At 60.6% G+C, this 13,635-nt stretch carries 12 protein-coding genes; 6 read left to right on the top strand and 6 right to left on the bottom strand.

The features are described 5' to 3' along the window. Positions 1-82: 82 nt before the first annotated feature. The 4 genes from NRB16_RS19430 to NRB16_RS19445 all read left to right on the top strand — a co-directional run bounded on the left by NRB16_RS19430 (position 83) and on the right by NRB16_RS19445 (position 4,519). The gene (locus NRB16_RS19430) at positions 83-988 is read left to right on the top strand and encodes a glutamine amidotransferase family protein (protein ID WP_257106710.1); all 906 of its coding nucleotides are present in this window, start codon (positions 83-85) and stop codon (positions 986-988) included. Between the two features lie 12 nt (positions 989-1,000). After that, on the top strand, positions 1,001-1,684 hold the full coding sequence (locus NRB16_RS19435) for a protein glxC (RefSeq protein ID WP_257106711.1): 684 nt from the start codon (positions 1,001-1,003) through the stop codon (positions 1,682-1,684). Positions 1,685-1,699: 15 nt separating this feature from the next. After that, on the top strand, positions 1,700-3,037 hold the full coding sequence (locus NRB16_RS19440) for an FMN-binding glutamate synthase family protein (RefSeq protein ID WP_045491848.1): 1,338 nt from the start codon (positions 1,700-1,702) through the stop codon (positions 3,035-3,037). 156 nt (positions 3,038-3,193) lie between these two features. After that, the gene (locus NRB16_RS19445) at positions 3,194-4,519 is read left to right on the top strand and encodes an ammonium transporter (protein WP_052483507.1); all 1,326 of its coding nucleotides are present in this window, start codon (positions 3,194-3,196) and stop codon (positions 4,517-4,519) included. Positions 4,520-4,679: 160 nt separating this feature from the next. Here NRB16_RS19445 and NRB16_RS19450 read toward each other — a convergent pair whose 3' ends face one another. From NRB16_RS19450 to NRB16_RS19465, 4 genes are all read right to left on the bottom strand, one after another. Next, positions 4,680-5,051, bottom strand: a complete 372-nt coding sequence (locus tag NRB16_RS19450; RefSeq protein ID WP_257106712.1) for a type II toxin-antitoxin system VapC family toxin — start codon at positions 5,049-5,051, stop codon at positions 4,680-4,682. Then, positions 5,048-5,248: a type II toxin-antitoxin system VapB family antitoxin gene (locus NRB16_RS19455; protein WP_045494840.1), complete on the bottom strand. Its 201-nt coding sequence runs from the start codon at positions 5,246-5,248 to the stop codon at positions 5,048-5,050. The genes NRB16_RS19450 and NRB16_RS19455 overlap by 4 nt, the downstream gene beginning before the upstream one ends. A 190-nt stretch (positions 5,249-5,438) precedes the next feature. Continuing rightward, complete coding sequence (locus NRB16_RS19460) at positions 5,439-6,476, bottom strand: LLM class flavin-dependent oxidoreductase (protein ID WP_257106713.1); 1,038 nt, start codon at positions 6,474-6,476, stop codon at positions 5,439-5,441. 90 nt (positions 6,477-6,566) lie between these two features. After that, positions 6,567-7,052 (bottom strand): flavin reductase family protein, encoded by a 486-nt coding sequence (locus NRB16_RS19465; RefSeq protein ID WP_045491844.1) that lies wholly within the window; start codon positions 7,050-7,052, stop codon positions 6,567-6,569. A 660-nt stretch (positions 7,053-7,712) separates the two neighbouring features. Between NRB16_RS19465 and NRB16_RS19470 the strand changes: the two genes are divergently transcribed. Further along, positions 7,713-9,146 carry a cytosine permease gene (locus tag NRB16_RS19470; protein WP_257106714.1) on the top strand — a complete coding sequence of 478 codons (1,434 nt, stop codon included), beginning with the start codon at positions 7,713-7,715 and terminating at the stop codon, positions 9,144-9,146. A gap of 278 nt (positions 9,147-9,424) precedes the next feature. Here the strand turns inward: NRB16_RS19470 and NRB16_RS19475 are convergent, their stop codons facing one another. Both NRB16_RS19475 and NRB16_RS19480 read right to left on the bottom strand, forming a co-directional pair. Further along, positions 9,425-11,638: a TonB-dependent siderophore receptor gene (locus tag NRB16_RS19475; protein ID WP_257106715.1), complete on the bottom strand. Its 2,214-nt coding sequence runs from the start codon at positions 11,636-11,638 to the stop codon at positions 9,425-9,427. A gap of 214 nt (positions 11,639-11,852) precedes the next feature. Further along, entirely contained in the window at positions 11,853-12,263 is a 411-nt protein-coding gene (locus tag NRB16_RS19480; protein ID WP_253142228.1) for a RidA family protein, read from the bottom strand. 125 nt (positions 12,264-12,388) lie between these two features. Here NRB16_RS19480 and NRB16_RS19485 point away from each other — a divergent pair, with 125 nt between their 5' ends. Continuing rightward, positions 12,389-13,291: a LysR family transcriptional regulator gene (locus NRB16_RS19485; RefSeq protein ID WP_257106716.1), complete on the top strand. Its 903-nt coding sequence runs from the start codon at positions 12,389-12,391 to the stop codon at positions 13,289-13,291. Positions 13,292-13,635 lie beyond the last annotated feature (344 nt).

Below are 13,635 nucleotides of genomic sequence, written 5' to 3' on the forward strand. Positions count from 1 at the left end.
GTACACGATTTTCTATCAACACGGTCAGCTTGAAGCTTGCAGCTTAAAGCTAGCCACTGCCGAACAAAGTGAGGCCTGCCCCATGTGTGGAATTGTTGGTTTGTATTTGAAGAACCCGGCGCTGGAATCGCAGCTCGGCAAGCTCTTCGAGCCGATGCTCGAAGCCATGACCGATCGCGGCCCGGACAGTGCAGGTTTTGCCATTTATGGCGATGAAGTGGCTGATGGCTGGGTCAAGCTGACCTTGCAAGGCACCACCGAAGGCTACGACTTCAAGGCCCTGGTGGCTGCCGTGCAAGACAAACTGGGTAGCGAACTGGACTGGTTCCAGAACGCCAGCGCCATCGTGCTCAAGATCAAGGCCGAAGAAGCGGCGGTGCGTGCCGTGCTGGCCGAACTGGCCCCCAGCGTACGCATCATGAGCGCCGGGCAGAGCATCGAGATCCTCAAGGGCATGGGCTTGCCGCAGGAGATTTCCGAGCGCTTCGGCCTGGCCGCCATGAAGGGTAGCCACATTATCGGCCACACCCGTATGGCCACAGAAAGCGCGGTGACCATGGAAGGCAGCCATCCGTTTTCCACCGGTGCTGACCTGTGCCTGGTGCACAACGGTTCGTTGTCCAACCACTTCCGTCTGCGCCAGGAACTGCGCCGCGAAGGCATCAACTTCGAGACCGAGAACGACACCGAAGTGGCCGCCGGTTACCTGGCCTGGCGCCTGCAACAGGGCGACTCGCTCAAGCAGGCGCTGGATAACTCACTCGAAGCGCTGGACGGTTTCTTCACCTTCGCCATCGGCACCCGCAACGGCTTTGCCGTGATCCGCGACCCGATTGCCTGCAAGCCTGCGATCCTTGCCGAAACCGAGGACTACGTGGCCATGGCTTCGGAGTATCAGGCGCTGTCGAGCCTGCCGGGGATCGAAAACGCCAAGGTCTGGGAACCTGTTCCCGCCACCATGTACATCTGGGAACGCGAGTCGGCTTAAGGAGCACGCATTATGAAAACCATTGATCTGTCCAGCGCCAGCGTGCGTGATCTGAACCAGGCTTTGCACGACCAGGCCAAAAACGTTGAAGAGCGCGAGTGGTTGGTGACCCACCCCAACGGTGCGCACAACCTGGCCGTGGGCGTCAACGAAGCCATCTCTATCGATATCCAGGGCCACGCCGGCTATTACTGCGCCGGGATGAACCAGAAAGCCTCGGTCACCGTGCACGGCAATGTCGGCGTGGGCTGCGCCGAGAACATGATGAGCGGCTACGTGCGGGTCAAAGGCAGTGCCTCCCAGGCGGCCGGCGCTACCGCCCACGGCGGGCTGCTGGTCATCGAAGGCGATGCCGGCGCGCGTTGCGGGATTTCCATGAAAGGCATCGACATCGTGGTCGGTGGCAGCATCGGCCACATGAGCTGCTTCATGGGCCAGGCCGGGCGCCTGGTGGTATGCGGCGATGCCGGTGATGCGTTGGGCGACTCGTTGTATGAAACCAAAATCTTCGTCAAAGGCAGCGTCGAGTCGCTCGGCTCTGACTGCATCGAGAAAGAGATGCGCGCCGAGCATATCGAAGAGTTGCAGGCGCTGCTCAACCGCGCCGGTTTCAAGGAGAACGCCGCCGATTTCAAACGCTACGGCTCGGCGCGCCAGCTGTACAACTTCAAAGTCGACAACGCCAGCGCGTACTGATCAGGAGCACTAACCATGACCGAGTTTTCCAATTCCAAAGCCCAGGCTCCGGTCCTGCGCGAGTCGGCCACCTTCGATCGCCTGACCATCCAGGAAATCCAGCGCGCCGCCGAAACCGGCATCTATGACATTCGTGGCGGCGGCACCAAGCGCAAGCTGCCGCACTTCGATGACCTGCTGCTGCTCGGCGCCAGCGTGTCGCGCTATCCGCTGGAAGGCTACCGCGAGAAATGCGGCACCGACGTGATCCTCGGTAACCGTTTCGCCAAGAAACCGTTGCACCTGAAGATTCCGGTGACTATCGCTGGCATGAGCTTCGGCGCGCTGTCGGCCAATGCCAAGGAAGCGCTGGGCCGTGGTGCCAGCATTGCCGGCACCAGCACCACCACCGGCGACGGCGGCATGACCCCGGAAGAACGCGGCCAGTCGCAGCACCTGGTTTACCAGTACCTGCCGTCGCGCTACGGCATGAACCCGGATGACCTGCGCAAGGCCGATGCCATCGAGATCGTGCTGGGGCAGGGCGCCAAGCCGGGCGGCGGCGGCATGCTGTTGGGCATGAAAGTCACCGAGCGGGTCGCGGGCATGCGCACCCTGCCAATCGGCGTCGACCAGCGCTCGGCCTGTCGTCACCCGGACTGGACCGGCCCGGACGATCTGGCGATCAAGATCGCCGAGATCCGTGAAATCACCGACTGGGAAAAACCCATCTACGTGAAAATCGGCGCCAGTCGTCCTTACTACGATGTGAAACTGGCAGTCAAAGCCGGTGCCGACGTGATCGTGCTCGACGGCATGCAGGGCGGCACCGCTGCGACTCAGGAAGTGTTTATCGAGCACGTCGGTATCCCGATCCTGCCAGCCATCCCGCAAGCGGTTCAGGCCCTGCAGGAAATGGGCATGCACCGCAAAGTGCAATTGATCGTCTCCGGCGGGATTCGTAATGGTGCAGACGTCGCCAAGGCCATGGCCCTGGGCGCTGATGCGGTGGCCATCGGTACGGCTGCTCTGGTGGCGCTGGGTGACAACCACCCGCGGCTGGACGAAGAACTGAAGAAGATCGGCTCGGCCGCCGGTTTCTACGACGACTGGCAGAACGGCCGCGACCCTGCCGGTATCACCACCCAGGACCCGGAACTGGCCAAACGTCTGGACCCGGTCGAAGGCGGGCGCCGCCTGGCAAACTATTTGCGTGTATTGGTGCTCGAAGCCCAGACCATGGCCCGCGCCTGCGGCAAGAGCCACCTGCACAACCTCGACCCCGAGGACCTGGTGGCTCTGACCGTCGAATCGGCCGCCATGGCCCGCGTACCGCTGGCCGGCACCAGCTGGATTCCGGGTTCGCAGTATTGATTCGGTGATCCCTTTGTGGGAGCGAGCAAGACGGATCGCCGCCCGATCGCTCCCACAAATGATCGGCATCACATCCAGAGAGGCCGCAAAGGCCCGTTTTCCAAACAACATTCCCCGCTGCCAGACACTTTCCATTACCCCGCAGGAGCGTTGAAGATGGTTAATCGTCTACCTGGCAAATCCCTTCTTGCAGCACTGGCGCTGGGCGCCTGTATTCCTTTGGCCCAGGCGGCCGAAACCCCGACCCTCAATACCGGCAGCACCGCGTGGATGATCACCGCCGCGGTGCTGGTGCTGTTCATGTGCCTGCCCGGCCTTGCCCTGTTCTACGGCGGGCTGGTACGTGCCAAGAACATGCTCTCGCTGTTCACCCAGTGCTTTGGCATCGCCGGGCTGGTCGGTGTGTTGTGGGTGCTTTACGGCTACAGCCTGGTGCTGGACACCACCAATATGGTCGCCGGGGAGGTGACCTTTAATAGCTTCGTCGGCAGCCTGAACCGTGCTTTTCTGGCCGGCCTGACCCCCGACAGCCTGGTCGGCGAAATCCCCGAAGGTGTATTCATCACCTTCCAGATGACCTTCGCCATCATCACCCCGGCGCTGATCGCCGGGGCTTTTGCCGAGCGCATGAAGTTCTCCGCCGCGCTGTTGTTCATGGCGCTGTGGTTCACCCTGGTTTACGCCCCGGTGGCGCACATGGTCTGGGGCGGCGGCGGGGCGGTGATGCACAACTGGGGCGTGCTTGATTACGCCGGTGGCACCGCTGTGCACATCAACGCCGGGGTCGCGGCACTGGCGGCCTGCCTGGCACTGGGCAAACGCAAAGGCTACAAGAATGAACCCATGCCGGCACACAACCTGAGCCTGACCATGGCCGGCGCGGCGATGCTTTGGGTCGGTTGGTTCGGCTTTAATATCGGCTCCGGCGGCGGCCTTTCCGGGTTGTCCGGCATGGTGATGATCAACACCCAGGTCGGTGCGTGCGCCGGGATCATTGGCTGGATGTTCAGCGAGTGGCTCAAAGCCGGCAAACCCAGCGCGCAAGGGCTGGCGTGCGGTGCGCTGGCGGGCCTGGTCGGCATCACCCCGGCCTGCGCCTACGTCGGCGTGGGCGGTGCGCTGGTGATTGGCCTGCTGTGCGGCGTGTGCTGCTACCTGGGCGTCACCGTGCTGAAGAAACGCCTCGGCTACGACGACAGCCTCGACGTCTTCGGTCTGCATGGCATTGGCGGGATTGTCGGTGCGGTGCTGACCGGGGTGTTCTGCGTGCCGGCGCTGGGCGGTTTGGTGCCGGACGCCAACATGCTCGATCAGGTGATCGCACAGATCAAAGGCGTGGCGCTGACTGTGGTGTATTGCTTCGTGGTCAGCTGGGCGATCCTCAAGGTGGTCAAGGCACTGGTCGGTTTGCGCGCCGATGACTCGACCGAAGAGCTGGGGCTGGATCTGGGCGAGCATAACGAGCGGGCGTATAACCACTGAGTGGCGAGGTAGCCGCCTTGTACCCATGCAAGGCGGCCAGGTTCTCCTTTTCAAGTCCTTCAACGAGTGGAACGCCGCCCGCGCTGGCGCGATTTTGGGGCGCAACCCGCAGGGCCTCGGCGCGGTTGTGATGAAACGGCAACAGACCAGGAGTCAGTACTCAGTCGGGCTGGTGGTTGATCTGCAAGCGTGTGGCCAGGCTGGCCAGTCGTTTGTCCAGCGTCCACAAATGCGCCCGAGTGATCAAGGCTGATGCCAGCAGTGTCATGTCCACCAGCCCGCACCCCAAACCGTAGAGCTTGTGCTGCTCCACGAAAGTCATTACTTCGGTCCATGTGGGTTGCTGGCAGTGCTTCAAACTGGACAGATCTGCCAGCGTTCGAGTCCGCTCAGGTGGTGTACCGCACGCCAGTTCACCCATAACCATGGGGTGGATCAGCACCCGGTCCTGTTGAAGCAAGTTCGAAAGGCCCGGGTTGTAGCTGCGAAAGTGAGCCACCCAGATAGAGGTATCGACAAGCACATCCATCATTCGGATGCATCACTTCGACGGGGGATATCCTCCATTGAGGGCATTGCAGAGCCAAGGGCTGCCAAACGCTTTGCTGCCTGAATACGGACAAACATCTGCACGGCCTCACGAAAAAGCTCGGCCTTGTCCATGTTAGGGTCTGCGACTTCAAGGGCGCGTTCATACAAGGCGTCATCAATCGTAACGGTCGTTCTCATGATCAAGCTCGCATCTGTCATCAATAATGATGCAATTCTACATCAGCCTTGATGAGGTCGGGGCATCTCTGTCAACGTTAGACGCTCGACAGGCCGTTGAAAAACTACCTGCTGGCTGAGGGCGTACGGCGCTCAGTCTCCCACAAAAAAGCCGGGCATCGCGCCCGGCTTTTGCGTCACTTAGCGTATCTCAACGAAACGCCGGCACCACGTGCTGGATGAACAGCTCCAGCGATTTCTTCTTCTCGGCGTGCGGCAGGCTGTTGTCGCACCAGAAGCTGAACTCGTCGACACCCAGTTCCTGGTAGTAACGAATACGTTTGATGATTTCTTGCGGGGTGCCGATCATGGTGTTTTTGCGGATGTTCTCCAGTTCGAACTCCGGGCGCTCGGCGAATTTCGATTCCGGGCTTGGCTCCAGAAAGCCGTTGACCGGTACGGTCTTGTTACCGAACCAGGCGTCAAAGGTGCGGTAGAACTTGTTGATCGCGGCGGCGCCGACTTTCCAGCCGTCCGGGTCATCTGCGCTGTGCACGTGGGTGTGGCGCAGCACCATCAGTTGCGGGCGTGGCACGTCCGGGTTGTTGTCCAGCGCGGCCTGGAATTTGTTTTTCAGGTCCAGGACTTCTTCGTCGCCTTTCATCAGCGGCGTGACCATCACGTTGCAGCCATTGGCAACCGCGAAGTTGTGCGAGTCCGGATCGCGGGCGGCGATCCACACCGGTGGGGTGTTGACCGGCTTGGGGATGCTGGTGGAGGTCGGGAATTTCCAGATCTCGCCGTCGTGGGCGTAGTCGCCTTGCCACAGGGCCTTGACCACCGGAACCATCTCACGCAGGGCCTTGCCGCCTTCGGTGGCGGGCATGCCGTTGGCCAGGCGGTCGAACTCGACCTGATAGGCGCCACGGGCCAGGCCCACTTCCATGCGGCCGTTGCTGATCACGTCGAGCAGGGCGCATTCACCGGCCACCCGGATCGGGTGCCAGAACGGCGCGATGATGGTGCCGGCGCCCAGGTGGATGGCCGTGGTGCGCGCTGCCAGATACGCGAGGATCGGCATCGGGCTTGGCGAGATGGTGTATTCCATGGCGTGGTGTTCGCCTACCCAGACGGTGCTGAAACCGCCTTTTTCGGCCAGCAGGGTCAACTCGGTCAGGTCATCGAACAACTGCCGGTGGCTGACTTGCTCGTCCCAACGTTCCATATGCACGAACAACGAAAATTTCATGACATTACCTCGGTCTTGGCGCCCGACAGTGAGTGGGGAAGGGCGGATCTGTATTTTTTGGTATACCGTAATATCGAATGCTGACGCAGATCAAGCCGCCGTGGGCAGGGCACCCATTTTGCCCAGGCAATACACCATTGGTGCGACGGGCTGCTCAGGCAGGATCAGGTTCTTCACTGCGCCAACCATGATCGCGTGATCGCCACCTTCGTATTCGCGCCACAGCTCGCATTCAATGATCGCCGTAGCACCGGCCAGCAATGGATTGCCCAGTTCGCTCAAGCTCCACTCGATGCCTTCAGCCTTGTCTTTGCCCTTGCGCGCGAAGGCATAGGCTTCGGTTTTCTGCTCGCTGCCGAGCAGGTGAATGGCAAAGCGTTTGTTCTTGATCAGTACAGGATAGGAGTCGGAGCTGTAATTGGGGCAGAACAACACCAGGGCCGGTTCCAGGGACAGCGCGCTGAAGGCGCTGGCGGTCAGCCCGACCACTTGGCCATCATCATCCAGGGTGGTGATGACGGTAACGCCGGACGGGAAGGAGCCCATGACGTTCTTGTAGACATTCGGGTCGATCATTGGATACCTCTCGTTGGAGACCGCTGGGGGCGCGCTGGTGTGGACGGAGCCGAAGCAGATTGTTGTCTGTCTGATGGTATACCGTAATACTTAATTCGCAAGTGTTTTTGTTGCATCGCTTGTCTGAGCCTGACGCTGCAATTGGGCTGTATGCCTTGATATTTCTGACCTGCACCGTTGTTTGCGGCCGCTTCTGACGCTTGACAGGCGCCTGTTGAGGGGCCGAAAGATGGCCGGTAGGGGGTTGTGTGTATGTGGCATACCATAATATGGTGTTATCAGCGCAATGAATGGCACGAATGACACCTTCATTGCCTCACACTCATTCCGGCCCTGTTCAAGCAGGGCGCTGCATGGTTTGGCTCTGCACAACAACAAATTCAGGCGAGACGATGTTTCTTCACTTTTACCCAATGGTGCCGGTCACCACGCTGCCCAGCGTTATTCGATTCGTAACGGATTTCTCAACTGCCAAGAGTCTGCGCACCCTCAGTGCGTAAGGCGTCGGGCCTGCCGCTTTTCTAAGCCCGGATGATTGAGCCTCGTCGGCCTGCCATATGCAGGTCGTGGCCCGGCTCGTCCGGAAAAAGCCGCAGGGCCTGATGGGTTTGTCATCTGGCGCCGGCCACGGCGTCGGCCATCGGTTTCGAGATAGCGACTATGTCCAAGCACAACACGCCCCAGCAAAACCCACATGACAGCGGCAGCGCGCCGCTGATCGAAAACCACACCGTTGATTACGTTCCCCCGGCAGAGCGCCACGGCAAGGCTCGCGACCTGTTCACCCTGTGGTTCAGTACCAATATTGCGCCACTGCCGATCGTCACCGGCGCGATGGCCGTGCAGGTGTTTAACCTCGACTTTTTCTGGGGGCTGCTGGCGATTGTGCTGGGTAACCTGATCGGCGGCGTGGTCATCGGTCTGGCTTCGGCGCAGGGCCCGCAACTGGGCATCCCGCAAATGGTCCAGAGCCGGGGCCAGTTCGGTCGTTACGGCGCGTTGCTGATCGTGTTCATCACCGCGCTGATCTACGTCGGCTTCTTTATCTCCAACATCGTCCTGTCGGGCAAGTCGATCCAGGGCCTGGCACCGTCAGTGTCGATGCCCACCGGCATCCTGATCGGCGCACTGAGCGCTACCGCCATCGGCGTGATCGGCTATCGGTTCATTCACACCCTCAACCGGATCGGCACCTGGGTGATGGGCGCGGCGCTGTTGGCCGGCTTCAGCATGATCTTCCTGCAAGAGTTGCCGGATGACTTCTTCATTCGTGGCGGCTTCGATGCCGCCGGCTGGATCGCCACCTTGTCGCTGGGCATCATCTGGCAAATCAGCTTCTCGCCATATACCTCGGATTACTCGCGCTACCTGCCCAAGGAAATCGGCATCGGCAAACCGTTCTGGGCTACCTACTTCGGTGCCAGCCTGGGCACTATCGCCTCTTTCAGCTTCGGCATGGTTGCCGCGCTGGCCACCCCGCAAGGCACCGAAGCCATGGCGGCGGTCAAGCAATCCACCGGCTGGCTGGGGCCGGTCCTGATGGTGCTGTTTCTGCTCAACATCATCAGCCACAACGCCTTGAATCTGTATGGCGCGGTGCTGTCCATCGTCACCTCGATCCAGACCTTCGCTGCGCAGTGGACGCCGAGCATCAAGCTGCGCGTGGTGTTGTCGACGATCATTCTGGTGGGTTGCTGCCTGGTGGCGGTCAGCGCCTCGGGCGACTTTATCAGCAAGTTCATCGGCCTGATCCTGGCACTGCTGATCGTGCTGGTGCCGTGGGCGGCGATCAACATCATCGACTTCTACCTGATCAAGCGCGGCGTGTACGAGATCGAGTCGATCTTCCGCAATGACGGCGGCATCTATGGGCGCTTCAACCCCCACGCGATCATCGCTTACGCCATCGGCATCCTGGTGCAACTGCCATTCGCCAACACCTCGCTGTACGTCGGCCCATATGCCAACTACATCGAAGGCGCCGACCTGTCGTGGCTGGTCGGTCTGCTGGTCACTGCGCCGCTGTATTACTGCCTGGCCACGCGCAGTAAAAGCGAAGCCAGTCGGGCTGCACGGTTGCGGTACAACGACTGAGTGGATCATCCCGCCCAAGGGCGCCCCGGCCGTGTTGCCGGGACTCGGGAATGGGTCGTGCAGCCACTGTATGCCCCCGGTGGGAGCGACCTTGCTCGCGAAGACGGCGGCACATTCGCTACAAATGCTGTGACTTTAACGGCCTCTTCACGAGCAAGCTCGTTCCCACAGAGGTTTGCGGCGCTTAATTGAACAGTATTGGCTTTAGCCCCGAAGCTTTAAGCCCTGAAGCTTTCAGGGCCCTTCGCGGATAAATCCGCTCCTGCAAACCGTCGGGATCAGAACTGGCCTTTGAGACTCAGCACGAAGTTGCGCGGCTCACCATACAGGTTGCCGTAGCCACTGGACGAGACGGTGCTGTAATAGGTCTTGTCGAACAGGTTGTTGCCGTTCAGGGCCAGCGTCCAGTGCTCGTCGAGCTTGTAGGCCGCGCGCGCTGAGTAGATCGTATAGCCGCCTTCGACGTAGGAGTAGTCCAGCGACTGTGTGCCACCCAGCGGCACGACGCTGCCGGCCTCGCTTTGCGCGCTCTGGGCCAGGACCCCGGCGCCGATGCTGAGTTTGGGCAGGCTCTGCAAGCGGTAGTCGCTCCACAGCTTGAACAGGTGCCGTGGGGTGTGGCTGCTGAAACGCGCGTCGCCTTCGCGCTTGTTCTCGTTGGCGTTGTAGGTGTAGCCCATGGCGACCTGCAAGCCCGGCAGCACTTCGCCGTTGAGTTCCACTTCAAAGCCCTGGCTCAACTGGTAGCCATTACCGATGTAGCAGCACGAGGTCACGCTGCCCCACTGGCGTGGGTAGCTGGTGTCTTGCTGGCCTTCGCCTTTCTTCTCGATGCGGTACAGGGCGAAGCTGCCAAGCAGTTTGCCGTCGGCCATTTCGCTCTTGATGCCGATCTCGTAGTTGGTGCCGGTCATCGGCTCCAGCGCCTTGCTGCCCGGCGGCGGGCCTTGCAGCAGGGTGGACTGGGTCTTGTAGATTTCGGCATGGCTGGCGTACAGGCTGACGCTCGGGGTCAGTTCGTAGACGATGCCGTAATAAGGAACGAACTGGCTGTCGACGTCCAGCGACGACAGTTTCTGGCCGGTGGCGCCGACGTACTCGGTGTCTTCCTTGAGGGTGTAGCGGCCGCCGACGATCAGCGATAACTCGTCGGTCGGGCGAATCCGCAGCGAGGTGTACGAACCCACCTTGCGGATATCGGTCGAGGTGTCCGGGAAGCTCTCGGCGGTCGGGAAGTAGGCCGGCAGGGTCGGCGCAAAAATCGTGTCTGAGTACAGGTAGTTCCAGTAGCTGCCGCCGCGGCTTTTGATCTTGGTTGCATCGATACCGACGGTCAGGTCGTGGCTATGGCCCAGCAGCTCGAAAGAGCCCTGCAGGTTGAGATCGAAGGTGGTCTGGGTATTGCGGTAGCTGTGCTGGTTGTTCCACCAGTCGCCGCCGGTGCCGGTGGCGCGATCGATGGGGTTTTCCAGCTCGACCACGTTCTGGTCGTTCTGGTTGATGTTGTGGCGCAGGTTGGCCACCGCCTTCCAGTTGTCGCTCAGTTGCTGGTCGAGGCGCACGAATAGCGTGGTGTTCTCGATATCGTTCCAGCTCCAGGGCGTGGTCATGTTGGTGCGCCGCGACAGGCCCAGGTCGCCGCCGTCGGCGTAGCGGCCGATGGTGTTGCGCACGCCATTGAGGTCATCGCGCTGATGGCTGAAACCGGCCAGCAGCAGGGTGTCGTCGGTGGCATCGAATTCGAACGAGGCGTAGTTGAGGTTGCGCTTCTTGTGGTCGTAGTTGACGAAGTTGCGCTTGTCTTCCAGTGCCGCGACATAGCGGCCACGCAGGCGGCCGTCCAGGCCCAAGGGGCCGGTGACGTCAATCTCGCCACGGTAGTTGTCCCAACTGCCCGCCGAGGTCTGCAGCTTGACCTGGTTGTAGGCCAGCGGCCGCTTGTACATCAGGTTCAGCACCCCGCCCGGCTCACCGCCACCGTACAGACCATCGGCGCCGCGCAGCACGCCGACGCTGTCGAACTGCGCCAGGTCTTCATAACGGGCGCTGTCGAGCAGGGTAGAGGTCGCGCCACCCTGATAGCGCACGTCATTGATCGCGAAACCACGCGACAGGTAGGTGTTCTTCGCCCAGGCCTCCTGACGCGAGATGCCGGTCATCTGGTTCATCACCTGATCCATGCTCTTTAGCTGCTGGTCTTCCAGGCGCTGGCTGGTGATCACGGTCACCGACTGGGCGATGTCCTTGAGCTTTTGCGCACTTTTGCCGCCCATGGCGGTGGTGCCGGGCGCATAGCTGCCGGTGTTCTCGGTGCTTTCACCCAGGGCCTGGCCCTCGATGTTGGTGGCCGCCAGCTCCACGCCCGAAGCGCTGTCATGAGTGTCGACGGGCAGTGTTTCGGCCTGTAGCGGGCCGTGCAGCAGCATGCTGCTCAGCGCCAGGCAGACAGACAGGTGCAGGGACGTACGCTGGAAGGAGCGGGGAGGGAGCATGGAGAGATCCGAATGTGAGTGCTAATTGTTTTCGGATGCGAATTATTTACATTTGAATTGCTTTTACAAGTGCCTCCTAACGAATTTTTTACAAAATGTTTTTCCTTTAACGTAATACCACCCCTACTTGTTGACCTCAATTAATCAGATCGGGAAACCTCGGCGGGCAGTTCCTGCCCGCCAAGGGTCGCGAGTAATCAGCGAATGTCGGCGATCATGCACCGTTATTGGCGCTTGTCGGGGCCTTGGCAATGACCTTGATTTCAAAGTCGAACCCGTACAACCAGGTCACACCAACGGCGGTGATGGTCGGGTAGGGCGCCTCGCCCCAGTATTCGGGCACCACCTGCCAGATGGTTTCGAAGGTCGATTGCGGATCGACCATGAACACGGTGACATCCACCACGTCCTCGAAGCTGCCACCCGCGGCCTCAAGAATGGCATTGAGGTTGTCGAAGGCGCGGCGCACCTGATTCTGCAAACCGGGTTCCGGCGAGCCGTCTTCACGGCTGCCGACCTGGCCGGACACGAACAGAAAACCATTGGAACGAACGGCCGGCGAGTAGCGGTTGCGCTCATAAAGGGCCTGGCGGCCAGCGGGGAAAACAACGTCACGTTGGGTCATGGGAAACTCCTGGGGATGAGCCGGAAAGCGATGTGCTGAAGGCCACTTTAGGTGGCGCCCCGGTGCGGATAAACTCGCAAACTCACCCATCACTGTTTGTAAATCGCAAACAATCAGGAGCGCTGATGGACCGTTTCGACGCGATGCTGGCCTTTGCCCGCGTAGTGGAAACCGGCAGCTTCACCAAGGCTGCCGACACCCTGCACCTGAGCAAGACCAGCGTGACCCAACTGATCCAGCAGCTTGAGGCGCGCTTGCGGGTGCGCTTGCTCAACCGCACCACGCGCAAGGTCAATGTCACCGCCGATGGCGCGGCCTATTACGAGCGCGTGGTGCGGCTGCTGGCCGATATGGACGATGCTGAAACCAGCCTGTCGAGCGCCGCTGCAGTGCCACGTGGACGGCTGCGGATCGATGTGCCCAGCCCGCTGGCGGCCAAGGTGTTGATCCCGGCCTTGCCAGGCTTCTACGCCCGTTACCCGGACATTCAACTGGACATGGGCGTCAGTGATCGCAAGGTCGACCTGATCGACGAAAACGTTGACTGCGTGGTGCGCGGCGGAGAATTGACCGATCAGTCGCTAATCGCGCGACGACTCGCTGACTTGCGGCTGGGCGTCTACGCCGCGCCGACTTACTTGCAGCGTTTCGGCACCCCGGCGCACCCCCGTGAGCTGGAAGATAGCCGCCACCGGATCGTCGGTTACCTCTGGGCCCGCACCGGTAAACCCTTGCCCTATGCCATGCAGCGGGGCAACGAAAGCCTCAAGGTCCAAGGCCATCACGCGCTGGCGGTCGATGACGGGAATGCCTATCTGGCCGCCGGCCTGGCCGGGCTGGGTATTCTCTGGCTGCCGGAGTACATGGCGACAGCGCATGTGCAAAGTGGTGAGCTGATGCAGCTGTTCAGCGACTGGCAGCTCGATTCGATGCCGATGTACATCGCCTGGCCGCCGAACCGGCATGTCAGTGCCAAGCTGCGGATGTTCATCGAGTGGGTGGTGGAGATGGTGGGTCATAAGGGGTAATGCCGATCAGTTAAGGACAACGCGGTCTTCTGGGAGGAGCCGGCCGGGGCCCCGGTCTGCTGGCGAATGCTGCGGTGCATCCACAGCAGATGTGCCGGCTTTACTGGCACTGTCGCGAGTAGAACTCCCTCCCACCGAGACTGAGTAAGATCCGAAATCGCTTAACTGATCGGCATTAGTCATAAGGGGTAGTTCAAAAGCGTAGAGAGCAGAAAATATGCAGTCGCTTACGTGACTGTCTTATTTTCACGTGTTGATCTGCTGGAGAAAAGTCAGACTATTAGTTAATGACGTTAACTTGTGTAAAATCGCTTTTCGTGCCGTCGTCAGTCTTCAGTATTGGA

This window comes from Pseudomonas sp. LJDD11 (genome assembly GCF_024584215.1).
Classification (GTDB): domain Bacteria; phylum Pseudomonadota; class Gammaproteobacteria; order Pseudomonadales; family Pseudomonadaceae; genus Aquipseudomonas.